Source organism: Pseudoalteromonas shioyasakiensis, assembly GCF_019134595.1.
GTDB lineage: Bacteria > Pseudomonadota > Gammaproteobacteria > Enterobacterales > Alteromonadaceae > Pseudoalteromonas > Pseudoalteromonas shioyasakiensis_A.
In genome coordinates this window covers 2,059,068-2,083,951 of record NZ_CP077770.1, presented here as the reverse complement: position 1 = coordinate 2,083,951, position 24,884 = coordinate 2,059,068, and the positions used below count along the sequence as shown (strand labels likewise).

Here is a 24,884-nt window from a genome sequence, read left to right as displayed (position 1 = left end):
AATGAAAAACTCTCTCCGTATTTTAATTACATTGAGGACTATATACTCTATCGACAGTACTCATTAAGAACTACAAGTACTTAATTTAGGTAAGTTCGCGATTGTTGTTCACTTTCGCAACATACGTCACCAAGATTAATAGAAAATACAGAAGCCGAAGCTTTTATATCTTTAGCTCTGTGTGAAAAGGCATGGACTCACGAACTAGCTAAGCAGCAATATAAGTCTAACAATTTAACGAAGAAAGAGTATGGGTATATAGTTGCAAATATAGATCTTGGTTTGGCTACAGTGAATAAGTGCACATAAATGTTACTTAAAAGGACGTGAAATGCTTGGCTTGAACTCTTTCGTTGCTAATATAAGCCTTTTATTTTGCCTCGGGTAGTAGTTCGTTGTATTGGTGAGAATAGTGAATATTGCTATAAGTTTTAAAAGTACAAAGTTTGACGTCTCAAAAGAGCGAACAAATCCAATTAATCCGATTTTTGGTGAATCACTTTTAAAGTGGTTTAAATCTGAAATTGAACCTGATTTTGACGTTACTGAACCTGATGAAGAGGATTGGGGTTGGTATAGCTATATTGACTGGAAGGGACGTCAATACATGCTTGGAGCATCAACTTACTTTGAAGAAGGTGATGATCCAAAGTCAGAACTCGAGTGGGTTTTACAAATAGATAAAAGCCGTACTTTCATTGAGAAGCTCTTTGGAAAAGCAAAAATATCAGAGACTGATGAATGTGTATTATATTTTAAATCGAAGCTTGAGTCAGAGCCTAAAATTAGCTCAGTAAGTTTTGAGTAATCGCACATAACAACCGTTGTAGTGAGGTGTTTTTAGTGGTTGGCTTTATTTATTGTGTTCATTATTTTAGCCAACTATTAAATGCTGGTGCCATGTTTTCACGGAGAAGTGGCGCATTTAGGAAACTGTGATAGCGCCAAAAAGATAAATAGTGTTTACCAAATTTTTGCAATGGCGTTTTACTTTCAGGAGATACAGTGAGATTTCTAGTATTTTTACTTTCATTAACTTCCTTTTTTAGCATTGCTTGCTCGACTGAAAATACGAGTGGGGTATCAGCTTTTAAAACTCAAAGTATTTACGGTGAGATATCGCATATAGAAGTTTACTACCCTTTGGATTACGGCGACGCTCAAGTTTTTCGAGCTGAAATTTCGTTTGAAAGCAATTTTGATCAACCTTTATTGACCGTTCCCACATTTGTTAATGAACCATTTGATCTTGATCAAAGACCCGAGTTGAGATCTTATAGAGTTTCAACTTTCCAGCTTGCTACTAATATGTTGGGTAAAGCTTCTATAGCCATCTATTACAAGTTTCCGAAAAGAGATGATGGTTTAATAAAATTTTGTATGGGACCACGAGTGATATACAAAATAAGTGACTTACCTGAAAAGTCTCTATAACAAACACATTGATGCATAGCTGTTGTGCGTGGTAACTACACAATTGACAATATTAAGCCTATGGATATTGAAGTTCATTTCCCCTAACTGGGTGAGTGGCACGGCAAGTAAGTGGTACCTGTAGCAAACAAGGAAATTAAACAAAGTGCACAAAACAGCAGGCTTGTGCTCTTCAATCGCTATTTTTTGCTGGTTATTCCGGCATTTTAAAAGAGGTTTAAATGGATTTAAATTTTCAAACTGAATCAATGGTTTTGTTTTTCTTAGTACTTTTCTCATTAACAATTCTGCCAGTAAAAATTGGAGCTACAATTTTTGGTTCTACTAGTAACGAATTAAAACTCTGTGCTATTTCAGTATTTATAGGAACTTTTCTTTCAATGTTATGCTTGATGCTTATTGGTGGTTTTTGGGTTTAATGGCATCCTATATCGCTGTTGCTATTGTTTACTCTAGAGTATTAGGTATATCTATTATGTGGTCGTTTTTGTTTACTTTTGGAGTTTTCTTTATACAAGTGGGAGTTGTTCAAGCCCTTACAAAGTTAGGCATTTTTACCTAATAAACTCATAAAAGAAATCTAAATTTTGTTATTCATTAAGGCATTAACTTTATGAAGTATCCGTTTACACCAAAGTCGACATCGTACCTAGAGCCAGGTCATTATTGGCCGATTGCTCTTAGCGATGGGAAATATGCTTGTGGTGTCGTAGTTTCTAAACTTATTGATATACATGAAAATAAAATAGAGAGCAGGTTATTCTTAGCTGCATTAATAGATTGGTCAGGTAGAAAGCCTCCGACAGCTGAGGGTATTAAAGATTGTAAAGCAATAAAAGTTGGAGGGCTGCACATAAAATCCATCACAACAGCAGGAGTTGGTATTATTGGGAAAGCCAACTTTTGTTTTTTAGGTCAAAATCCTCGCCAAATAACAGATGATCTTGTCACAATGGGTTACAACGTTCTTAAAGTTGTTGCAGAAAAACATTTCACAAAAAATAGTTAACAAACAGGCAAGACTATGGGCATGCTTAACACGCCATATTGCTAAATGTTTTAGTGAGGTAACTTCAATTAATTCTAGATCAGATTGTTTCCAAATTACGATGAAGACGATGGGGCAGGATCTCTGTTCGTGTGTCGCTAGTATTTGACTGGAAATATAACAACTTAAGTCATATGGGGCACGAGAGCCTTGGGCATGCACGTAGCTGCCTAACGATAAACCTCCAACCTAACAGTTAAACTCTCAGGTGAGATACACACCCTTATCTAAATTTAAACAGATAAAAGCCCAGCTTAACTGGGCTTTGCACTCTCACAATTTAATGCTTTTTCATTTTACTCATTTCAGCATGACAACTTTGAATTGTCAGCAGGGTTTTTGATAGCGCGGCTTCACAATCATGGGGTTGTGGCTTTTTAAGCGCGTGTTTTATCTCTGCTAGTGTTTTATCTTCAACTTCTTCAAGCTCGCTAACATAGGTGGCATTTTTATCTGCACCAAGTTTGGTGATTACTGATGTATAAGCTTTACGCGCTTCTACAGCAAAATCGGAGCCATTTTCGCGCTCGCCATTTTCGTTAATAGCATAAGGTTGTAAGCGCTCAACACTTACTTTACGCGCATCTATCATGCGTTGAAATAAGGCAATTATGCTTGGGTCGGTTACTTTTTCCTGTGCTTTTTCATAAAAATCGATACCGCTATTCATAACTTGAATGATATCTGCAATATGATGAACGTCTTGTCCTTGATGAGTATTCATAATGACCTCTTTTTGAATATTAAAAACAATGCAATTAGATACTTGCAAAGCATATTCCAGTTCATTACTTGAATATAAAGTTATTATATTTCAGGTGGTTATTGGTTTTTAATAGGAGAGGTGCTGCTGATAAGCTAAGCTAACACTTTGCTTATCAGCAATAATTACAATCTGGTTGGTAAAATCTTACTTAAGCTCGTCGGCTACTTCGGCAACCTTTTGGCGTAACCAAATATGGCTTGCATCACGGTGTAATAGCGGGCTCCAAATCATATCGAGCTCAAACGGCGGGATAGGGAAAGGCGGCTCAAGAATTTTAAGGCCCGGATCGTCTAAATAAATATTTGCGGCTTTTGAAGGCAGCGTTGCAACCAAGTTTTGTTCTTTCGCTAAGTGAATGGCTACGTGGTAGTTACGGGTAAAGGTGGCAATATTACGGTGTTTACCAAAGTGAGCGAGCGCCTCATCAACCCAACCTAGCTTTTGCACATCTTTAGGGTCCATACCAACACCTACACCAAAGCCTGTTTTACTTACCCAAATATGGCGGGCTTTTAAATAGCTGTCGAGGCTGAAGTCTTTGATAATTGGGTTATCTGCTTTTACTAGGCAACAAAAGCTGTCTTTCCAAATTTGTTTATAGTGAAACGATTGCGGTAAGTTTTCAAAGCGGTTGATAGCCATATCTACCTTACCGTTTTCAACATCGTGGAAGGTGACATCACTTGGGGTCAAAATATCGAGTGTGGTATCGGGTGCTTCTTCGTGTAATTTACTTAATAAGCGTGGGGCAAGAGTGCTTGCTGCGTAGTCACTGGCCATGATACGAAAAACACGTTTACTTTGTGATGCTTCAAACTCGCGGTTTGGTGCAAGTGTTTCTTCAAGGGTCATTAAAATGCCGCGGATCACCGGCTGTAACTCTTTTGCGCGCTCTGTTGGTACCATACCTTCACTGGTACGCACTAAAATAGGGTCGTTAAATAAATTACGGAGCCTTTTTAAGCCATTACTCATGGCAGGTTGGGTAATGCTTAGCTGGTTAGCAGCTTTAGTTACATTACACTCCCTTAGTAAAGTATCTAGGTAAACAAGTAAGTTTAAATCTATTTTACTTATATTCATTGTGTGTCCTTGGTGTTTACCAATAATGGATAAATCGTTGTGCAGCAGGGTATGGATAAATGTGGCTAACTACACCTTGCTTATAATTGTATTGTGCTTGTCGCCAATAGGCTGGATCTTCAAGCTCAGGGTGTGTACTTAATAAATATTGCTTATACACCGGATTTGCTGTCACAAAGGTACATAATTGCTCTGGGAACACATCTTGTGGTGCCACAGAGTAACTTTGCTCATTGGTTAAGTAATCATCGTACGACTTTGCTTTTGGTAAGGCGCGAAAGTTCATGTCTGTTAGGTACTGAACTTCATCATAGTCGTAAAAAATAATGCGATTATGTTTACTCACCCCAAAGTTTTTCAACAGCATGTCGCCGGGGAAAATATTTACGGCGATCATTTCTTTTAAAGCTTGGCCATATTCTTCTATTGCTTCAAACGCTTGTTGTTCACTGGCATTTTCAAGATACAGATTTAACGGTGTCATGCGTCTTTCTATATACAAATGCTTGATGATTAACCATTCGCCTTCAATAATCATCGAAGAGCCAATGGTTTTATGTAACTCTGCAAGTAATTTACTATCAAATCGGGCTAGTGGAAATACGACGTTCGAATACTCTATGGTGTCGGCCATGCGGCCAACACGGTCATGGCTTTTTACTAATTGGTAGCGTTTTAATACGGTATCGCGGCCAAAGGGTTTGCTTTCACCAAAGGTGTCTTTAATGACTTTAAATACATAACCAAACGAAGGCAGGGTAAATACCATCATCACCATACCCGGTGTGCCAGGGGCAATCACAAGCTGATCGTTTGAATGATCTAAATGACTTAAAAACTCTCTGTAAAACTCGGTCTTACCTTGTTTATGAAAACCTATTGCATTGTATAGCTCTGCCAGTGTTTTGTTCGGCATAAGCTGATTTAAAAAGCGTACTAACGCTGATGGCGCATGGGTTTCAACCATAAAATAAGCACGGGCAAAACCAAAGATAACCCGCATTTGCGATGATTTGGTGAGTAGGGCATCAAGGTATAGCCCTTTGTCTTCATGGTGTAACACCGCAATAATAAATGGCTGTACGCCACTTTCTGATACCACGCGGCCAACAATATAAGCGGCTTTGTTTCGGTAAAACGGGGCTTGTAATATATCAAAGCGCATTTGCCATGCTTGGTGATGTGTATCGGGCGCTTGTTTATAAAAGGCTTTTACCAGCAAGCGAATATCGCGTTCTAAATCAACAAAGGGCGCTTTAAAATCAAACTGATTAATAATTTTGCGTATTGTGGGTCTTAAGCCATCAACAACAGGGTGGTAACTGCGGTATTCAACTTCCATTGGTAGTGCAGGGGCATCCGCAAGCGTCGCTTTTACAAAGATAAAGTCATTATTAAAATAACGACGATGAAATAAACGACAAAAAACAGAGTTGTAAAAGGTTTCGGCGAGTTCTGCCTGAGGGTGAAAGCGCAAAAATTGCTGATAGAGCTGTTTGGTTTCGAGCCAGCAGGTTTGATCTAAGGTAATAATTTGCTGTTCGTTGAGCGACTTTAGCTTAGCAATGGTTTCGTTAACCCGATCATCGTAATGGCTAATTCTGAGTTTGCTTATCTCATTTATTTTTTGCCAATCACGATGTGCAAACGCGAGTGGTGCTTTCGCTGTAATTGCTTGAAAGAGTTTATAGTGATTGCGAAACCCAGATAAAATTAACTCTGCAATGTGTTGTGGCTGCATATAAACTCCTTACTTATACCCACGTAGAGCAATAACTCTATTGGTGTTAAGAATATGTTATTTATTCTACAAACCCAATAGTAAAGTGCATTTAATTATAGCGAGCGAGTTTTTTCTCAAGTTTTGCGAGTTTTTTATTAACGCTTTTTACGTCGCGCCCGTATTGCTTGTTAATTGCTTTTAGCTGTTTTTTAATATCTTTATTAATTTGCTTCGCTTCTTTATCAGACAAAATTCGGTTTAAGCGCTGTTCTTGCTGGTACTGAGCTCGGTCTCGATCACGGCTTAAAATATCTAAGTGGTGTTTATAGCTGCGAATTTCAGCTTCGAGGTTTCTGATAATTTGCTGGCGTTCAAGCTCATTGAGCTCTTTAACAAAGTTTTGCGGTGCTTGTAAGTCTGGGTCGGTTACTTGAATTTTATGCTTGGTTGCACGGCTACCACAGGGGAACTCACTAAATATAGTGCCTCTGTCTGTGACACATTTATAGTATTCTGTGGTGGCAGCAAGTGATGTGTTGGTAAAACAAAGTAGTGTAAGTGATATTAGGTATATGATTATGGCTTTCATGACGTCCGTGTCTCCTAATCAATTAAGGTGTCTAATATCTAAAGCTAGCTCGAAATAGTGATTTATCAATAAGAGCTAGGGCGTATATCGTTTCAGCTTTTTAATGCTTTGCACTAAGAACGGAATATCGAGCCCTTGTTCAATTGCAAAGCCTTGCGCTGCTGAAATATTTTTAAAGTTACCGTCTGAATCTATCAGAGTAATTCTGTCTTTTTTAAATGCGATAAATACATTTTGCGAGTAGTTAACACCGGTGTCGTCATGGCGTTTGTATAAGTTACTACCCAACATGCTTTGTTTTGCGAGTGTTTTACAACCAAGGTAATGGCCCACGCTGGTGGCGATAATATCACTTGGTTGAATAAGGCCTTCGGTTTGTACAACTTTTTTATCTGAGCTGTATAAGCGAGAGGCTGTAACAATACCATTGCTCTGCTGTGCAAGACTAAAGGCAAACACGGCATTGGCAGATTCACGAGCTTGTGTTGTAGCGTCTGCGCGTACAAGGCGAACCGCAGGGTTTTGATCGTCGTTATTAATAAATTCGAATTGCTCAAAACCATTAATTTGTATTGATCGATTATCAGCAAGCCACACAGGTAGTTGCTGTTTGTCTAGAATAGGGGCTTTGTAAAATGCTGGCAGGCCGTACACTAAACTAAATAGCGTATCTTCGGTTTCTACTGGCTGTAAGAACAAGTCTGTTTTACGTAGTGCAGGCTCAGTGGCAACAAATTGCTCAAGGTCAGCATTATTTTCAAATACTAAAATATCGATAGTCGCACTCGACTCAGCTTTACACTCTGCAAGTGGAGTAGGTGCTAAGTAATTAATATTATGTGGGTCAAGCCTCACATCGTGCGCTTCTTTGTAGCTTTCTAGATCTAGCAAATCGTTTTTAGCTAATAAGCTTTTTGCTGTTGTAGGGTAAGACAACGGCAATACATTATCTTGTTTAGTGATATCAAACTTTAAATTGGCATCAGCCCAAATATGAATACTGTGGCTAAGTGCAAAACACACTAAAATAGTGCTGGTTGCATAGCGCGGGAATTTATATTGTTTTAAGCGCGCCAAGTGGTGCCAGGTGTAGTTACTGACTAATAATTGGAACGCTAAAATTAGCAGCACTATGCCGCCCGCAAGAATCGTTGTTAATGCCGGTGAGCTTGTTAAACGGTGCCACAACAAAGAAACAATTTCAGGTAGAGCAGACGTATTTAAGTGATAACCCAAATTAAAATAAACATAGGCATCAAGCGTTAAGAAAGACGCGCCGAGGGTTGCAATAATGGCTGCCATCCCTCGGATATGCCGAGGGTATGGAAACACTAAGCTTAATGGAAATATCGTTAAAACAAAGGCAATAAAAGTAATAAAGCTGGTGTGGCTTAACCAGGTCACGAGCATATATAAATAGCCCATGAAGGTTGTCGGTGCACTGTCTGCAACTAAGTAGCTTAAGCTAATAAATAGCACTAAACCTATGTTTGCAAAGGTGAACCAATGGCCCCAACTTAAAAGCTGACTTACTTTTGAAGAAAACTGACTTTGTTGCGATAAATTCATAAATCTTATTTAACCGACTGTGCTAATGCTTTGGCAAAGTTGTCGGCAACAGATTGTCTTTTCTCTGATGGTACATGCTCTTTTAAAATATGCGTGATAGAATTTCCTAAACACATAAGGCTTAAATCAACAGGCGCTTTGTGCTCTGTTAGTACATCAATCAGCTGATCAACGATTTGTTCTACTTGCTCATTAGAATATTTTGATATGATAGGCATCAGTTGGTTCGATAAAAAGAGTTATATTCCCGTATTTTAACACCAGAGGCGTGAAAAACAAAGATGACAATAGATGTTAAAAAATTAGTCGTTCATTATGTAGACAAAAAAGATGACGATACAGATATTCATTTACGCAATGATGAGATGGTTGTTAACGATAAAGTAGCCGTTTTTATAGAGCAGCTACACCATGCATATAATGGTAAGCCTGGTAAAGGCTACTGTGCATTTAGCGGCGAGAAAAACAGCATTGTTGCTTCGGCTATGCAAAGCTACCGTAACGACGAGCTTGGCTTTTGGCACATGACAGAGCAAGCAACGAACGTACTAAAAGAAGAGTTAAATAAATATGCCTTTAACGAAACAGGCTATTTAGTTTTTTGCCATTATCAGTATGTTGCAAGCGACTTCTTGTTAATTGCGATGATCAATATTAAAGAGCATTACTCAATTACTTCTGAGCTAGATTTAGCGTCATCACGTCACTTAGATATTTCGCGTATGCAACTAGCTGCACGTGTCGATTTAACTGCGTGGGATACACAACCAGAAGATAACCGCTATGTGTCGTTTATTAAAGGTCGTGCCGGTCGTAAAGTGGCTGACTTCTTTTTAGACTTTTTAGGCTGCGAAGAGGGCATTGATCCTAAACAGCAAAGCCAAGTTATGCTTAGTGCTGTAGAAGACTATTTATCTGAGCAACAATACGACAAGTCAGAAAAAGACGAGCTACGTAAGCAAGTTTTTGATTACTGTAATGATTGCGTAACGACAGGTGAAGATGCCAACGTTAAAGAGCTTTCTGCAACCTTATCGAAAAATGACGACAGCCCATTTGAAAGCTTCTGCCAAGAGCAAAGCTATGACTTAGAAGAGTCGTTCCCTGTTGATAAGAAAACAGTCACTAGCATGGTGAAGTTCTCAGGCATGGGTGGCGGTGTTAGCGTGAGCTTTGAACGTAAACACTTAGGTGAGCGCGTAATGTACAACGAAGCAACCGATACACTGGTGATTAAAGGTATTCCACCTAATCTTAAAGACCAGCTTCAGCGCTTTATGGAGCAAGACGAAAGTTAATTTGGCTCAGCTTAAAGTTTTAAGTAATAAGCTGATAGATAACAGTTTATAGCCCAGCACTTGCTGGGCTTTTTAGTTCAGAAACAATTGTATTAGGTGAATTTAACTAATATCAATGATGTTGCTATTGCTATATCGCTTAGTTTTAATACACTCAAGGTACAAACTTCCCCGATGGCTAAGGAGAGTCATAAATGAAACTTGCCCAACTGAATATCGCTCTTGCTAAATACCCATTGGATGCCCCTGAGATAAAAGATTTTGTCGATAATCTCGATTTAATAAATGGCGTTGCTGAAAACAGTGTTGGTTTTGTATGGCGTTTAAAAGACGAATCAGGCGATGCCACTAATATTAAATTGTTTGATGATCCGAATATGATTATCAATATGTCTGTATGGGAAAGCGTTGAAGATCTTAAAAACTTTATGTTTCGCACTCATCACAGAGATTTTATGCGCAGAAAAGGTGAATGGTTTCATCGCTTAGCAGAAGATAGCTATGTTTTATGGTGGATTGAAGATAACCATGTTCCAACCCCTCAAGAGGCATTAGAGAGGTTGCAATATCTGCGAGAAAACGGCGACACTCCTCATGCTTTTACATTTAAAAGTAATTTTACGGCTGAAGATCTAAGAGGTTAAATGGCTCTTTCGTTTAATACACCGAGACTCAACGTCATTGAAATAAATTCTAATGCAGCAAAGTCAAAGCGAACTACTTTAGTTAACGCTTTACCTGCGATATTAACTCCCGCTGTAGTTGCGAATTTACCGGGTTATTTTCAGGGGATAGACTCTATTGCAGCTGCAGAAAAGTGGTTGGCTAACATGCTTAACGAGTGCCGCTTATTAATGCTGCAATCTCAACATCAAGACGTTGTTGGGCTTTTATTTATATATACCGAAAACCATGATGCTCATATAGGTTATTTATTAGCTGAGCAGTACTGGGGGCAAGGCCTTGCATTTGAGTTGTTGCAGGGGTTTATAAACCTCGCTGGTACTCAGTCACAGTGGCAAAAGCTCATTGCTGGTGTTGATGAGTCAAATACACCATCGATTAAGCTTTTAAAAAAGTTGGCTTTTGAAGAAAAAGCATCTAAGGAAAATGGCATGTCGTTTTATGAATTTAACTTAAACCAAGGCATACAATAATGACAATAACCGCATTTTTAGTTAACTCGTTTAGTGCAAATAATACAGGCGGCAACCCAGCAGGTGTCGTGTTGAATGCAGATAAACTCACAAACGCAGAAAAACTGACGATTGCAAAAGAAATTGGTTTTTCAGAAACCGCGTTTGTGGCACAAGATCATCAAGTTGACTTTGCTGTGTCATTTTTTACGACAACCGAAGAAGTTGATTTTTGTGGCCATGCAACACTTGCGGTGTTTGCTACGCTCTTCGAACAAGGGTTATTAAAACCTGGTTATTACACTCAGCGAACAAAAGCGGGCTTGTTAGGCGTAACAATTGCCGAAGACGGTCAAGTTACCATGGAGCAAGCCTTGCCAAAATACCTAGGCAACTTTGCTTATGACGACCTTGCAGACTTATTAGGGCTTGATAAAACAACGCTGGCAGAAACAGGCTTGCCAATCGATGTAATAACTACAGGCTTACCAGATATTATAGTCGCTGTGCCGAATGGCTACTTAGATAAAATCACTATCGATGAAGTGGCGCTTAGCGAGTTCTGCCAACAGCATAACGTGATTGGTGTGCATGCCTTTGAATTATGTGAAGAGCGAAGTGAGCTGACCGCAAGTTGTCGTAACTTTGCGCCTTTGGTTGGTATACCCGAAGAGTCAGCAACCGGTAGCGCCAGTGGCGCGCTTGCATGCTATTTATCAAAACATGTATTTGTACAGCAAGAAAACCATTTCAAGTTTGAACAAGGCCGAGCAATGGGGTGCAGTTCACATATTTCTGCCAGTGTATTTTCGGATCAGCAGGGGGTTTATAAGGTTCTTGTAGGCGGCTATGCCAATCACCTAGGTACTCAACAGCTTGTTATCTAAAAGCATCACACACAAAAAAGCCGCGTTATAAACGCGGCTTTTTTATTAAGCGACTAAATTATTCAGCCGCTAAGGTTTTTGCCATATCAGCACGGGCTCTGCCAGCAGGTTTAATTGAACCCGCACGAAGGCCGCTATCTGGAATAGCTACACGCTTATCATGTGCCATAGCCGCTGGTGTTGGCTCTGGCTCACTGTCAGCTACTGGCGTAGGTTTTGCCATTGCAGCGCTTGCTGAACCTTTTACTAAAACAGTTTTTTCATTTTTAGCAGGTTCTTCAGCTTTTACTGGTTCCTCAGCTTTCACTGGCTCTTCAGCTTTTACTGGTTCTTCAGCTTTCACTGGTTCCTCAGCTTTCACTGGTTCCTCAGCTTGAACTGGTTCTTCAGCTTTTACTGGTTCTTCAGCTTTTACTGGTTCTTCAGCTTGAACTGGTTCTTCAGCTTTTACTGGTTCTTCAGCTTGCACTGGTTCTTCAGCTTGAACTGGTTCTTCAGCTTTAACTGGCTCTTCAGCTTGTGCTGGTTCTTCAGCTTGTACTGGTTCTTCAGCTTGTACTGGTTCTTCAGTTTTAACTGGCTCTTCAGCTTTAACTGGTTCTTCAGCTTGCACTGGTTCATCAGTTTTCACTGGTTCTTCAGTTTTCACTGTTTCTTCAGCTTGAGCTGGCTGTTCAGTTTTAACTGGTTCTTCAGTTTGAGCTTGTTTCGCTTTTAGCTCAGCTTCATATTCAGCAGCAGCTTGGTCGGCAACTGGAATAAATGCTGGCGCATCAGCTTTGTCATCACTTGATTTTTCATCATGCTCAGGGCGACGGCGACGTTGGCCTGCTGCACGTAAATGACGTGGTGAACGACGAGAGCGTGTACGTGGTTGAGCTTGGTCTTCATCAGTTGCTGTTTCAACTGCAGATTCAGTTTGCTCTGCTTTTTTAGGCTCAGCGTCAGCTTTTACAGGTTCTGCAGGTACTTGCTTTTCAGCAACCGGCTGTTCTGCTTGTTCTGTCTCAACTGCTACCTTTTCTTTTGCAGGCTTAGCTGGTTTTTCAGCTTTAGGTGCTTGCTCAGTTGTTTCAGTAGTTTGTACTGTATTAGCTTCATCTGCGCTTTCGTCTGCTACGCGAACTTTTTTGCGTAAGTTACGGCGTTGACGACGAACCTTAGGTTTAGTTTCCTTAGGTTGCTCAGACTTAGTCTCTGGTGCAGTGTCTTTATTTGTTTGCTCTACATCATCAGTACGTTTTTCATTACGTTTTCTGTTGTTAGAGTTACGGCGACGTTTGTTGCGATTCTCGTTACCTTCTTTTTGCTCAGGCTTATTCGAAGCATTTGTATTTTCTTCTTTAGCTTGTGCATCATCAGGGCGCTTATTGCGCGAGTTGCGACGGCGTTGATTGTTGCTGCGGCGACGGTTGTCGTTATTGCGACGATTATTGCTACGTCTTTGTGCTGCTTTTTTCTCTTCTTGCTCTTTTTCAGTTTCTTCTTCGGCATTGCTAAATAACGACTTGAAGAACTTACCAATTGCCGCAAATAAACCACCTTCAGACTTTTTAGCCTCAGGCGTTGTTTGCTCAACTTTTGGTGCTGCAGCTTGAGGAGCAGGTGTCGTAGGCATAACAACACCTTTAAGAACCGGCTCTTCACGAACTGGTGCTGAAGGCGCTTTAGCCATTTCAAATGCTTCTGGCTCAGGAGCAACAACTTGCTCGTAGCTTACTGTTTCGATTGTTTCGTCTTTACGTAAGCGAACTACTTCGTAATGTGGCGTTTCCATGTGTTGATTAGGAATGATCACAACATCAACGTTATGGCGCTTTTCGATGCGTTGAACACTACGACGTTTTTCGTTTAATAGGTAAGCGGCAACAGCCACAGGCACTTGTGCATTTACTTGTGATGTGTTGTCTTTGATTGCTTCTTCTTCGATTAAACGAAGGATAGACAATGCAATTGATTCGTTAGAACGAATCGTACCTTGGCCATTACAACGAGGACATGGGCCTTGGCTTGCTTCACCTAATGAAGGGCGTAAGCGCTGACGAGACATTTCAAGTAGACCAAAGCGTGAGATCTTACCAATCTGTACACGTGCGCGGTCTGGGCGAGCAGCGTCTTTTAAACGATTCTCTACTTCGCGTTGGTGGCGTGGTGGTGTCATATCGATGAAGTCGATAACAATAAGACCACCTAAGTCACGTAAACGTAATTGACGGGCAATTTCGTCTGCTGCTTCTAAGTTAGTATTAAGTGCTGTTTCTTCGATATCACCGCCTTTAGTGGCTTTAGATGAGTTGATATCGATAGACGTAAGCGCTTCAGTTGGGTCAATTACAATTGAACCACCTGATGGTAAGCGAACTTCACGTTGGAAAGCTGACTCAATTTGGCTTTCAATTTGGTAGTGGGTGAACAGTGGTACATCGCCCTGATAAAGCTTAACGCGGCTCATGAAATCTGGACGAAAACGCTCAATATGGGCTTTCGCTTCTTCAAATACACGTGCTTTATCAATTAAAATCTCACCAATATCACGACGTAAATAGTCACGGATTGCGCGGAAAATTACGTTACTTTCTTGGTGAATTAAGAACGGAGCAGGGCCGCTATCAGCAGCTTGCTGAATTGCTTGCCAATGCACTAGTAGTGCTTTTAAGTCGTACTCTAGTTCTTCAAATGATTTACCAACACCTGCAGTACGAACAATTAAGCCCATACCTTTAGGTAGTTCTAAACGGCTTAGTGCTTCTTTAAGTTCAGTACGCTCATCACCTTCGATACGGCGAGAAATACCACCGGCACGAGGGTTGTTAGGCATAAGTACTAAATAGCTACCTGCAACGCTGATAAAAGTCGTTAACGCAGCGCCTTTTTGGCCACGCTCTTCTTTATCAACTTGCACAATGACTTCTTGGCCTTCTTTGATCACGTCACGGATATTTGGACGACCTTGGAATGTATAGCCTTGTGGGAAGTAGGTGCGAGCTATTTCTTTAAGAGGAAGGAAACCGTGTCTTTCAGCGCCATAATCAACAAAGGCAGCTTCTAATGACGGTTCGATACGGGTAATTTTACCCTTGTAAATATTTGCTTTTTTTTGTTCGTGACCTGGGCTCTCTATGTCTAAATCATACAGGCGCTGGCCATCAACCAGTGCAACGCGCATTTCTTCTTGCTGCGTCGCATTGATTAGCATACGTTTCATATTGTTACTCTACTAATTCTGTCGCTGACATGACGATATAAAATCGTCTGTTCAGTGGTTTCTGACGGTTGTTTTTGTGCAGTCTCACGACTGGGTAAAGTCAAAACCTGAGGTTGTTAGCTTACATTGAGCATCACTAAGTGTGGCTGACAATAACATGTTGTCACGTTATTAAATTCTTATAGGTGTCAAAACTGCCGCCAATTCTGCGGTTTTAATTTACGAGTTTTGTCCCGAAGTCGACCATGTTCAAATTTTTATTCAATGTCTTGCTACAACAGCTGCTTCTGAATGACGTTGCTACGTCGTCACTATCAGTCAATTTATCTTGTTCAATTGCTTTTTATGTTCATTAATCAACATTCGTGCTCAAATTATTCAGGCAATATATTACGCGCATCGCCGATAATTGAACGCTCGTGTTGGCTGGGTAATTATAAAAGCTTTGGAAAACTTAGCGCGGATCTGTATGATCGGCAACCCAGAATATGCTTCACGAATGTATTAATGTGATAAAAGCACCGTTGTTACTTGCAAACTTTATGTTCGCGACGGTGATTATCCCACTATTACCGTCGCGTTAGCAACTAAATTATTTACTTAAATCAGTGATTAGGCAATGTCAGAAAAAACCGGCTTACAAGTTTCGTTTGTTACCATAGGTGAAGACCATCTAGGTCAACGTATTGATAACTTTCTTATTACTCACCTAAAAGGTGTGCCTAAAAGTGCAGTTTATAAAATCCTTCGTAAAGGCGAAGTGCGAGTAAATAAAAAACGCATAAAACCTGTTTATAAACTACAACTTAATGATGTGGTTCGTATTCCACCTATTAAAGTGGCCGAAAAAGAAGAGTTTGTGCCAAAAAAACTCGATAAAGTAAAACAGCTTGAAAGCGCCATTTTGTTTGAAGACAAGTATTTAATGGTGATCAACAAGCCTTCGGGTATGGCTGTGCATGGTGGCAGTGGCCTAAGTTATGGCTTAATCGAAGCGCTTCGCGTACTTCGCCCTGAAGAGCGTAGTTTAGAGCTTGTACACCGCCTAGACCGTGACACATCAGGTTGTTTGCTTATTTCTAAACGTCGTTCAGTGTTAACTGATTTACACAAACAGTTACGTGAAAAAACCATGGAGAAAAACTATTGGGCATTAGTTGATGGTCAATGGGATTCTAAAACGAAAAACGTTACCGAAGGACTTCGTAAAAACACCTTGAAATCTGGTGAGCGTGTGGTTCGTGTTGATAATAACGAAGGTAAACCATCGCACACACGTTTTCGTGTGCTGGAGCGATATGCTGAGTGCTCATTAGTGCAAGCGTCGCCGGTAACAGGGCGTACTCACCAAATTCGTGTGCATACGCAATGTAAAGGTCACCCTATTGCGTGTGATGATAAATACGGTGTGGCAGAGTTTGATCAATACGTTAATAAGCTGACTGGTTTAAATCGTTTGTTTTTACATGCCCACGATTTACGTTTTATGCACCCTAAAAACGAAACAACTATGCATGTTGAGGCACCACTCGATAATGCACTTCAAAACTGTATCAAAAAGCTACGTGCCGATAATGAACAAGTTTAAGCTGGTTATTTTTGATTGGGATGGCACAGTGATGGACTCTGTGCCAAAAATTGTCACCTGCCTGCGAAACACTGCGCGACACTTAGGTATTCCTGTTCCAACAGAGCAACAAGCCAAAGACGTTATTGGTTTGTCGCTGGCAAAAGCCACTGAAGTGCTTTTTCCGGCGCATTTACATTTAAACAACGAACTGGTTGCAGGTTACAAAGCTCAGTACCGTGAGTTAGACGTTACACCTACACCTTTATTTAAAGATGTAGAATCCGTTTTAAAGCAGTTAAGCGATGCAGGTATGCAATTGGCTGTGGCTACCGGTAAAGGACGTGAAGGTATCGTTAGGCTTCTTAACGAGTCAGGCCTTGGGCAGTACTTTGTGAATGTAAAATGTTCAGATGATGCTGAGTCGAAACCATCTCCAGATATGCTTGAACAAATTTTGCACGAGCAGGGCATAGCAAAAGGTGATGCTGTGATGATTGGCGATAGCCAACTTGATATGGCAATGGCCAATGCCGCAGGTATTGCTTGTATTGGAGTGAGTTTCGGTGCTCATAGCCCGGCGCAGTTACAACAACATACGCCGTTATGTGTTGTTGATTCATACCAGCAACTTTTGCAGGTTTTAACTACGCCCCTTGCAGCGCTAACACGTCAACACCAAACTCAGCCAACACTTTAGTTAATGTGATCAGTGGCAGGCCTATCAATGTATTGGGGTCATCGCCACTGAGCTTTTCAAATAAACAAATACCTAACCCTTCACTTTTAAAGCTACCTGCACAGTTGTATGGCTGCTCAGCATCGCAATAAGCATCGATCTGCTCATGGGTAAGGCTTTTAAATGTCACATCAAATGGCACCACGGTGGTAATTGTTTTATCGCTTTGTATATCAAATACACTTAAACCCGTTAAAAAGGTCACTGTATGGCCACTAAACGATGATAGCTGCTTAATGGCATTCTCTTTATTATGAGGTTTACCTAAGATTGTATCGTTGAATACTGCAACCTGATCAGAGCCGATCACCAAACCTTCACTAAAATGTTGTTTGGAAACTCGGGCTTTTTGTTCGCTTAAACGAGCAACTAATTGTTCTGGCTTTTCAGCTGCGATAGGGGATTCATCGATATCTGGAGAAAAACTTTGAAAAGGTAAGTTAAACTTAGTTAATAATTGCTGTCTAAATGGTGAGCTTGACGCTAATATAAGTGTTGGTTTCATAATAAATTCTGGATGAAAATTGTATTTTGCCAAGGATAAGCCACAATGAATCCGAAAACAAAGCAGAAGATCGTTAAAAACCTACCAAAATTGGTTTTTTACTTTGACTAACTTACTAACTATCTATATGATGCAGCCCCTATGCAAAAGGTGAAAATTCCCATCACTCTTCATCCCAGCAAAGCAGCTCAACATCGTTTAACGTATGACGGTATTGTCCCGCTTGAAAAACTTTCTCGTTTAGAGCAAGTTGTGCAGGAGGAAGCAGGTGAAATAGCGGTAAAGATTCATTGCAAAATTGACGAGCAAGGTTTAGTGGTAATAAGTGGTAACTTATCAACACATGTAACTGTAACTTGTCAACGCTGTAATGGAGAATTAGGGTTGGATTTGGAACAAGACTTTGTGTATTCGCCAATTGGTTTGGATGCAGAGTCAGATCATCTACCTGAAGGTTACGATGAAGTAGAGCTGGACGAAAACGGTGAAATCAACGTATTTGAGTTAATCGAAGACGAACTGATTTTAGCTATTCCAATAGTGCCTACACACAACGAAGCTTCATGCAGTTATACATCAGAGCCTACCAGCTTTGGTAAATTAGCTGCGAAAGATGACAAACCAAATCCATTTGATATTTTGAAACAACTTAAGAAAGATTCTTAGGAGAAGACTAATGGCTGTACAAAAAAGCAAAAAGTCTCGTGCAAGACGCGGCATGCGCCGTTCACACGATGCGATCAGTGGTCCAACTTTAACTGTAGATCAAGTTTCTGGTGAGACTCACCGTCGTCACCACGTAACTGCTGACGGTTACTACAAAGGCGTTAAAGTAATTTCTAACTAAGAGATTGCTATATGCTGACCAATCTAACCATAGCGTTAGATATGATGGGGGGCGATTACGGCCCCCGTTCATCTATCCCCGCTGCCGTGCAAGCGGTAAATGCTAATACCAACTTAAGACTCATCTTATGTGGTAATCAGCAAGTTATTCTAAAAGAACTCGAAGCACTCGATTCTGTTTCACACCCTCGTTTAATTATTCGTCATTGTAGCGAAGTTGTCACAAATGCGTGTGAACCTGCTTCAGCGGTTCGTTCTAAAAAAGATTCATCAATGCGAGTTGCCCTCGATTTAGTTAAATCGGGTGAAGCGCAAGCGTGTGTAAGCTCTGGTAATACAGGCGCGCTATTTTTTATGGCGCATTATGTATTAAAGATGCTTCCAGGCGTAAAACGTCCTGCATTAATCTCTGCTGTTCCAACTGAACGTAAAAACCCTGTTTATTTACTTGATTTAGGCGCTAATGTGCATTGTGATGCACAAACCCTTTATCAATTTGGCATTATGGGTTCTGTGGTAGCAGGGCAGGCACTTGGGTGTGATAACCCAAGAGTTAGTTTATTGAATATTGGCTCTGAAGACATCAAAGGGCATGAAGGAATAAAACAAGCTGCACAGTTAATGCAGCAGTGTGAATATCTCAACTACACAGGTTACAGTGAAGGTAGTGATATTTTCAGTGGAAAAGCCGATGTTATTGTGTGCGAAGGATTTGTAGGTAATGTGGCATTAAAAACCTGTGAAGGTATTGCCAAACTGATCATGCACAAACTCACCAAAGCCTTACACAAACATTTCTTATACAAAAGTTTAGCGTTTTTATTGCGTCCAGTGATAAAAAAACTCTACAAGCGGGTGAACCCCGACCAGTATAACGGCGCAAGTCTGGTAGGATTGCGCGGTATTGTTGTTAAAAGCCATGGCAATGCCTCACCAAAGGCGTTTCATGCTGCTATTGATGAAGCCGCGCGGGAAGTCGAACGCCAACTCCCTGAAAAAATCGCTGCGATTTTTGAGCAAACACATCCAACAACAAAGTAGTGCAGCATATCTAAAACTTGTTATGCTGCCTGCTACAGAATATTTTTTTGTTTAATTATAAGAGCAAAGTATGGCACATAAAATTGCACTCGTATTTCCAGGTCAAGGCTCACAAACTGTGGGCATGTTATCTGAACTATTAGCTGATTCACAAATTGCTAAAGCAACATTCGCTGAAGCATCTGAAGCTCTTGGCTATGATCTAGCTGCACTTGTACTAAATGGTCCAGAAGAAGAATTAAATCAAACCCATCGTACACAACCAGCACTTCTTACTGCTAGCGTTGCTATTTACCGTCAATGGTTAGACGCAAACCCTGATGCCGATGTTGTTATGGCTGGTCACAGTTTAGGCGAGTATTCAGCATTAGTTTGTGCTGGCGTTGTAAGCTTAAGCGAAGCAGTTAAACTAGTAGAAAATCGTGGTTTATATATGCAAGAAGCAGTACCTGCGGGTGTTGGTTCTATGGCTGCAATCATCGGCTTAGGTGACGACGAAATTAAAGCAGCATGTGAAGCATCAGCAAATGGTGAAGTTGTTTCACCAGTAAACTACAACTCACCAGGTCAGGTTGTTATTGCCGGCCACAAAGCGGCCGTTGAGCGTGCATCAGAAGCATGTAAAGAAGCAGGTGCTAAACGTGCTTTACCACTTGCAGTCAGCGTACCTTCTCACTGTGAACTAATGAAACCAGCTGCTGAAAAATTAGCTGCTGATTTAGCCGCTTTAACATTTAATACACCTAAGTGTGATGTAATCAACAACGTTGATGTAAAAGCTGAGCAATCAAGTGAAGCAATTAAAGATGCATTAGTACGTCAGCTTTACAGCCCAGTACGCTGGACTGAAACTGTACAAGCATTAGTTGCGCAAGGTATCACACAAAGCTACGAGTTTGGCCCAGGTAAAGTACTAACGGGTCTTGCTAAACGAATTGATAAAGCAATGGTATGTGCTGCGGTTAATACGCAAGCTGCTATTGATGAAGCGAAATAAGTAGGAATAGAATGACAAATTTATTTTCTCTTGAGGGCAAGGTTGTCCTAATCACTGGTGCAAGCCGTGGTATTGGTAAAGCAATTGCAAATACGCTAGTTGCACAAGGTGCAAAAGTAGCGGGTACTGCAACAAGTGAATCAGGTGCTGCTAAAATCAGTGAGTACCTTGGTGACAACGGTAAAGGTTATGCCCTTAACGTTACAGATCCTGAATCGATTGAGGCAACACTTGCTGCGATCAAGGCTGATTTAGGCGATATCGACATATTAGTTAACAACGCAGGTATTACTCGCGATAACTTATTAATGCGTATGAAAGACGGTGAGTGGGATGACATCATCGACACGAACCTAAGCTCAATTTTCCGTTTATCTAAGGCTGTTTTACGCCCTATGATGAAAAAGAAAAATGGCCGTATCATTAATATCGGTTCTGTAGTGGGCACTATGGGTAATGCGGGTCAAGCTAACTATGCTGCAGCGAAAGCGGGTGTAATTGGTTTTACTAAGTCATTAGCACGCGAAGTGGCTTCACGTGGCATTACAGTGAACGTTGTTGCACCTGGTTTTATCCAAACAGATATGACAGATGAGCTGACTGAAGACCAAAAAGCAGCTACGCTTGCAAATGTACCTGCAGGGCGTTTAGGCCAACCTGAAGAAATCGCTGCTGCGGTATGTTATTTAGCATCTGACGCTGCTGCGTATGTATCAGGCGAAACATTGCACGTAAATGGCGCGATGTACATGGTTTAATGAAAGTTAGCAAAAATTTGCTAACGAAAGATTATCGAAAATTGTTGAATTTTTTGTGATCTTGCTTTAAACATACTTGAATTCGCTATTAAAATAAGCGATAAATGAACAAATACTATTCGAGAGGTTTGACCAGATAAGTAATTATCAGCAAATCCTTGAATCACAGAATTATGCGGCGTAAACTACGCCGCAATCTGAAAATAACGCATTGGCGTTTTTAATAAAGGAAAGAAGAATGAGCGACATCCAAGAACGCGTAAAGAAAATTATCATTGAGCAACTAGGTGTTAAAGAAGAAGAAGTAAAACATGAAGCTTCTTTCGTTGACGACTTAGGTGCTGATTCACTTGACACTGTAGAACTGGTAATGGCTCTTGAAGAAGAGTTCGACACTGAGATCCCAGACGAAGAAGCTGAAAAGATCACTACAGTTCAAGCTGCAATCGATTACGTTACAGCTCACGCTGAGTAATTTTACGCATTTTGATTTTAAGGGCAGCTTCAAGCTGCCCTTAGTCTATCTATAGAATGATACTAATAAATTTGGTATACACCCCACCTAAAATAATTTCCTTATTGGAGGCAACCCGTGGCTAAACGTCGAGTCGTCGTAACTGGCTTAGGAATGTTGACACCGCTAGGTAATGATGTTGAATCTACTTGGCAAGGTTTGTTAAACGGTAAAAGTGGTATTCAAACTATCACGCATTTCGATACCTCAAGTTTCGGCACCAAATTCGCAGGTTTGCTGAATGACTTTGATGCATCAGCTTACATGTCACCGAAAGATGCAAAGAAAATGGATTTGTTTATCCAATATGGCATTGCAGCGGGTGTACAAGCACTACAAGATTCTGGTCTAGAGATCACTGAAGAAAACGCCACTCGTGTTGGTGTAGCAGTGGGTTCTGGCATCGGTGGTTTAACTTTAATTGAAGAAAACCACATTAAACTATTAAACAGTGGCCCGCGTAAGCTTTCTCCGTTCTATGTGCCTTCGACCATTATCAATATGATCTCTGGTCATTTATCAATTATGCACGGTTTACGTGGTCCAAATATTTCAATCGTTACAGCCTGTACTACAGGTCTACATAACATTGGTCATGCTGCACGTATGATTGCATACGGCGATGCAGATGCAATGGTAGCCGGTGGTGCTGAAAAAGCATCGACACCAATTGGTATGGGCGGCTTTAATGCAGCACGTGCATTATCAACTCGTAACGACGATCCACAAGCAGCATCTCGTCCTTGGGATAAAGACCGTGATGGTTTTGTTCTTGCGGATGGTGCTGGTGTTATCGTGCTTGAAGAATATGAGCATGCTAAAGCACGTGGCGCGAAAATCTACGCTGAACTCGTTGGTTTTGGTATGAGTGGTGATGCATATCACATGACGTCTCCACCTGAAGACGGTGCAGGCGCAGCGCTAGCGATGGAAAATGCACTAAACGATGCGCAAATTAATGCAGACCAAGTTGGCTACATTAATGCTCACGGTACATCGACTAATGCAGGCGATAAAGCCGAAACATCAGCTGTTAAAACAATTTTTGGTGATGCAGCGAAAGATGTGATGGTTAGTTCATCTAAATCAATGATGGGTCACTTGTTAGGTGCAGCAGGCTCGGTAGAGTCAATTATTACTATCTTGTCACTTGTTGACCAGAAAGTAAGCCCTACAATCAACCTTGATAACCCTGATGAAGGCTGTGATTTAGACTACGTACCGCACATTGCACGTGATGCTAAATTGGATTACGCACTATGTAATTCATTTGGTTTTGGTGGTACTAATGGCTCGTTGCTATTTAAAAAGGTATAATTCTTTTTAACAACGGACTAAAAAGAAGAGCCCAGTTGTTTAACTGGGCTTTTTTGTATGAGTAAATTAAAACAAACAATAAAAATAACCACACCAGACACCACAATAAGCACGCAAGATCGCGGCTTAAATTATGGTGACGGCTTTTTTACCACAGCCTCTGTGGTGAACTCTGTCGTTGAGCACTGGGATTTACACAAAACGCGTTTAGAAGAATGCGCGCAAAGACTATTTTTCCCCGAATTAGATTTAACCGCAATTGAGCGTGAAGTTAACCACGCAATCAGTGATACACAAACCGGTATTTTAAAAATAGTTATCACCCGTGGTGCAGGTGGGCGTGGTTATGGCTTACCAGCTACACCAAGTATCCAAGTGCTGATCAGCATATTGCCTGCAGTTTCACACTATAAAAGTTGGCAGCAGCAGGGTGTAAACCTAGCAGTCAGCGACGTGAAACTTGCACATCAACCTTTACTTGCAGGCTTAAAAACATTGAACCGTTTAGAGCAAGTACTTATCAAAAATCAAATGAACAGCCTTGAATGTGATGACGTTGTTGTACTTGACTATGATCACAATGTGATTGAGTGCTCTGCTGCAAATATTTTTGCCATTAAAGACGGTCAAGTTATGTCACCTAAGTTAGACCGCTGCGGTATCACTGGGGTTTATCTCAGCGCTTTATGTGATAAGTTAGCCATTGAATTTAAAGCAATCCAATTAGATGAGCTTTTAGCTATGGATGCCGTATTTATGTGTAACAGTTTAATGGGCGTGGTTCCCGTTGCACGAATTGCTGATACACAGTTTGATATTGAATGCAGTAAAGCGCTATTAACGGCGCAGTTTGCCAAGGAGAGTGTGTGATAAAAGTCATTGTTAGCGTGCTGTTATTAGCATTGCTATGTTGTGGTATTGGCTATCAACAGCTTCAATCAGCATTAAAAATGCCGTTAAAAGTTGAAAACAGTACTTTATTTAAAGTAGAACGTGGCACCGGTTTTAATCAACTTTGCCAAGCATGGCAAACAAAGCAGTGGGTTGATAGCTGTTTTAAATTTCAGGTACTTGCTAAATTAGATCCTACGCTTACCGATTTAAAAGCGGGTCTTTATGAACTGGATACAAGCGCTGTTATTGATAATATTCGCCGTATTAATCAAGGTGCACAAGTAAGCTTTAGCTTCACTATTATTGAAGGTCAGCCACTTCGAGACGTTGTTGCTAATATTCAAAAGCAAGCGCATTTAACTCAAGATTTAGATACAGAAAATTTAGCGTCGCAGATAAGTAACACGCAAGAGAATTTAGAAGGCTGGTTGTTCCCTGACACCTATCACTACCATAGCGAAGATAGTGCCAGCGGCTTATTAAAACGTGCATACAATAAAATGCAGCAGGAATTAGACGCTGCATGGCAAACTAGAGCGCCGGATTTAGTATTAAGCTCACCGTATGAAGCGTTAATACTGGCATCAATTATTGAAAAAGAAACGGGCCTCGCTTCTGAGCGACCATTAATTTCTGCGGTATTTACCAATCGTTTAAAAACCAATATGCGCTTACAAACCGATCCAACGGTTATTTATGGCATTGGTGCTGATTTTGATGGCGATATAAAACGAAAAGATTTAACAACCTATACACCGTATAACACGTATAAGATAAAAGGCTTGCCGCCAACACCCATAGCCATGCCTTCGCAAGCGGCGATTTTGGCCGCGGTTAATCCACCTGAGTCTGAATATGTGTATTTTGTTGCGAAAGGGGATGGCAGCCATCAATTTTCGAAAACATTGCAAGAACATAATCGTGCGGTAAAGCAGTACCAATTAAACTAACAACCAGAATTGAGTCAT

27 protein-coding genes are annotated in these 24,884 nt (G+C 40.7%); 19 read left to right on the top strand and 8 right to left on the bottom strand.

Features of this window, described 5'->3' with window-relative positions; genetic code table 11:
- The first annotated feature begins 412 nt into the window (after positions 1–412).
- The 4 genes from KQP93_RS09675 to KQP93_RS09660 all read left to right on the top strand — a co-directional run bounded on the left by KQP93_RS09675 (position 413) and on the right by KQP93_RS09660 (position 2,443).
- The gene (locus tag KQP93_RS09675) at positions 413–808 is read left to right on the top strand and encodes a hypothetical protein (protein ID WP_217874201.1); all 396 of its coding nucleotides are present in this window, start codon (positions 413–415) and stop codon (positions 806–808) included.
- 197 nt (positions 809–1,005) lie between these two features.
- Positions 1,006–1,434: a hypothetical protein gene (locus KQP93_RS09670; protein ID WP_217874200.1), complete on the top strand. Its 429-nt coding sequence runs from the start codon at positions 1,006–1,008 to the stop codon at positions 1,432–1,434.
- 221 nt (positions 1,435–1,655) lie between these two features.
- Positions 1,656–1,853: a hypothetical protein gene (locus KQP93_RS09665; RefSeq protein ID WP_217874199.1), complete on the top strand. Its 198-nt coding sequence runs from the start codon at positions 1,656–1,658 to the stop codon at positions 1,851–1,853.
- A gap of 194 nt (positions 1,854–2,047) precedes the next feature.
- Positions 2,048–2,443, top strand: a complete 396-nt coding sequence (locus KQP93_RS09660; protein ID WP_217874198.1) for a hypothetical protein — start codon at positions 2,048–2,050, stop codon at positions 2,441–2,443.
- Positions 2,444–2,762: 319 nt separating this feature from the next.
- Here KQP93_RS09660 and KQP93_RS09655 read toward each other — a convergent pair whose 3' ends face one another.
- The 6 genes from KQP93_RS09655 to KQP93_RS09630 form a co-directional block, all read right to left on the bottom strand.
- Positions 2,763–3,206 (bottom strand): ferritin-like domain-containing protein, encoded by a 444-nt coding sequence (locus KQP93_RS09655; protein ID WP_058584881.1) that lies wholly within the window; start codon positions 3,204–3,206, stop codon positions 2,763–2,765.
- A gap of 186 nt (positions 3,207–3,392) precedes the next feature.
- Complete coding sequence (locus KQP93_RS09650) at positions 3,393–4,331, bottom strand: LysR family transcriptional regulator (protein ID WP_054554698.1); 939 nt, start codon at positions 4,329–4,331, stop codon at positions 3,393–3,395.
- 16 nt (positions 4,332–4,347) lie between these two features.
- Positions 4,348–6,072, bottom strand: coding sequence for a bifunctional isocitrate dehydrogenase kinase/phosphatase (gene aceK / locus KQP93_RS09645; RefSeq protein WP_054554699.1), 1,725 nt, complete (start codon positions 6,070–6,072; stop codon positions 4,348–4,350).
- Between the two features lie 91 nt (positions 6,073–6,163).
- The gene (locus KQP93_RS09640; RefSeq protein WP_217874197.1) at positions 6,164–6,643 is read right to left on the bottom strand and encodes a DUF4124 domain-containing protein; all 480 of its coding nucleotides are present in this window, start codon (positions 6,641–6,643) and stop codon (positions 6,164–6,166) included.
- Positions 6,644–6,718: 75 nt separating this feature from the next.
- Positions 6,719–8,212, bottom strand: coding sequence for a DUF3413 domain-containing protein (locus KQP93_RS09635; RefSeq protein WP_217874196.1), 1,494 nt, complete (start codon positions 8,210–8,212; stop codon positions 6,719–6,721).
- A gap of 5 nt (positions 8,213–8,217) precedes the next feature.
- Positions 8,218–8,430, bottom strand: coding sequence for a DUF1414 domain-containing protein (locus tag KQP93_RS09630; RefSeq protein WP_217874195.1), 213 nt, complete (start codon positions 8,428–8,430; stop codon positions 8,218–8,220).
- Between the two features lie 63 nt (positions 8,431–8,493).
- On the opposite strand from KQP93_RS09630, the gene yejK reads away from it, so the two are divergent.
- The 4 genes from yejK (at position 8,494) to KQP93_RS09610 (ending at position 11,533) form a co-directional block, all read left to right on the top strand.
- Positions 8,494–9,510 (top strand): nucleoid-associated protein YejK, encoded by a 1,017-nt coding sequence (gene yejK / locus KQP93_RS09625; RefSeq protein ID WP_054554703.1) that lies wholly within the window; start codon positions 8,494–8,496, stop codon positions 9,508–9,510.
- A gap of 194 nt (positions 9,511–9,704) precedes the next feature.
- Positions 9,705–10,154 (top strand): DUF3291 domain-containing protein, encoded by a 450-nt coding sequence (locus tag KQP93_RS09620; protein ID WP_217874194.1) that lies wholly within the window; start codon positions 9,705–9,707, stop codon positions 10,152–10,154.
- Complete coding sequence (locus tag KQP93_RS09615; protein ID WP_217874193.1) at positions 10,155–10,667, top strand: GNAT family N-acetyltransferase; 513 nt, start codon at positions 10,155–10,157, stop codon at positions 10,665–10,667. It abuts the gene before it with no gap.
- Entirely contained in the window at positions 10,667–11,533 is an 867-nt protein-coding gene (locus KQP93_RS09610) for a PhzF family phenazine biosynthesis protein (protein WP_217874192.1), read from the top strand. The genes KQP93_RS09615 and KQP93_RS09610 overlap by 1 nt, the downstream gene beginning before the upstream one ends.
- A 58-nt stretch (positions 11,534–11,591) precedes the next feature.
- Here the strand turns inward: KQP93_RS09610 and rne are convergent, their stop codons facing one another.
- Positions 11,592–14,738, bottom strand: a complete 3,147-nt coding sequence (gene rne, locus KQP93_RS09605; RefSeq protein WP_217874191.1) for a ribonuclease E — start codon at positions 14,736–14,738, stop codon at positions 11,592–11,594.
- Between the two features lie 619 nt (positions 14,739–15,357).
- Here rne and rluC point away from each other — a divergent pair.
- Positions 15,358–16,326 (top strand): 23S rRNA pseudouridine(955/2504/2580) synthase RluC, encoded by a 969-nt coding sequence (gene rluC, locus KQP93_RS09600; RefSeq protein ID WP_217874190.1) that lies wholly within the window; start codon positions 15,358–15,360, stop codon positions 16,324–16,326.
- Positions 16,313–17,005 carry an HAD family hydrolase gene (locus KQP93_RS09595; RefSeq protein WP_217874189.1) on the top strand — a complete coding sequence of 231 codons (693 nt, stop codon included), beginning with the start codon at positions 16,313–16,315 and terminating at the stop codon, positions 17,003–17,005. Before rluC ends, KQP93_RS09595 begins: the two co-directional genes overlap by 14 nt.
- Here the strand turns inward: KQP93_RS09595 and KQP93_RS09590 are convergent.
- The gene (locus KQP93_RS09590) at positions 16,953–17,549 is read right to left on the bottom strand and encodes a Maf family protein (protein WP_217874188.1); all 597 of its coding nucleotides are present in this window, start codon (positions 17,547–17,549) and stop codon (positions 16,953–16,955) included. The two genes, KQP93_RS09595 and KQP93_RS09590, sit on opposite strands and share 53 nt — an antisense overlap.
- A gap of 141 nt (positions 17,550–17,690) precedes the next feature.
- Between KQP93_RS09590 and yceD the strand changes: the two genes are divergently transcribed.
- From yceD to mltG, 9 genes are all read left to right on the top strand, one after another.
- Positions 17,691–18,215 carry a 23S rRNA accumulation protein YceD gene (gene yceD, locus KQP93_RS09585; protein ID WP_217874187.1) on the top strand — a complete coding sequence of 175 codons (525 nt, stop codon included), beginning with the start codon at positions 17,691–17,693 and terminating at the stop codon, positions 18,213–18,215.
- Positions 18,216–18,225: 10 nt separating this feature from the next.
- Positions 18,226–18,396, top strand: coding sequence for a 50S ribosomal protein L32 (rpmF, locus tag KQP93_RS09580; RefSeq protein WP_036967969.1), 171 nt, complete (start codon positions 18,226–18,228; stop codon positions 18,394–18,396).
- An 11-nt stretch (positions 18,397–18,407) separates the two neighbouring features.
- Positions 18,408–19,436 carry a phosphate acyltransferase PlsX gene (gene plsX, locus KQP93_RS09575; RefSeq protein WP_054554712.1) on the top strand — a complete coding sequence of 343 codons (1,029 nt, stop codon included), beginning with the start codon at positions 18,408–18,410 and terminating at the stop codon, positions 19,434–19,436.
- Positions 19,437–19,506: 70 nt separating this feature from the next.
- Positions 19,507–20,433, top strand: a complete 927-nt coding sequence (gene fabD, locus KQP93_RS09570; protein ID WP_167657743.1) for an ACP S-malonyltransferase — start codon at positions 19,507–19,509, stop codon at positions 20,431–20,433.
- 11 nt (positions 20,434–20,444) lie between these two features.
- Positions 20,445–21,191, top strand: a complete 747-nt coding sequence (gene fabG / locus KQP93_RS09565; protein WP_217874186.1) for a 3-oxoacyl-ACP reductase FabG — start codon at positions 20,445–20,447, stop codon at positions 21,189–21,191.
- 238 nt (positions 21,192–21,429) lie between these two features.
- Positions 21,430–21,666: an acyl carrier protein gene (gene acpP / locus KQP93_RS09560; protein ID WP_016707440.1), complete on the top strand. Its 237-nt coding sequence runs from the start codon at positions 21,430–21,432 to the stop codon at positions 21,664–21,666.
- Between the two features lie 117 nt (positions 21,667–21,783).
- Positions 21,784–23,022: a beta-ketoacyl-ACP synthase II gene (fabF, locus tag KQP93_RS09555; RefSeq protein WP_217874185.1), complete on the top strand. Its 1,239-nt coding sequence runs from the start codon at positions 21,784–21,786 to the stop codon at positions 23,020–23,022.
- Positions 23,023–23,079: 57 nt separating this feature from the next.
- On the top strand, positions 23,080–23,892 hold the full coding sequence (pabC, locus tag KQP93_RS09550; RefSeq protein ID WP_217874184.1) for an aminodeoxychorismate lyase: 813 nt from the start codon (positions 23,080–23,082) through the stop codon (positions 23,890–23,892).
- A complete protein-coding gene (mltG, locus tag KQP93_RS09545) occupies positions 23,889–24,866 on the top strand; it encodes an endolytic transglycosylase MltG (protein WP_217874183.1) in 978 nt (325 codons plus the stop codon). The genes pabC and mltG overlap by 4 nt, the downstream gene beginning before the upstream one ends.
- The last annotated feature ends 18 nt before the right edge of the window (positions 24,867–24,884 follow it).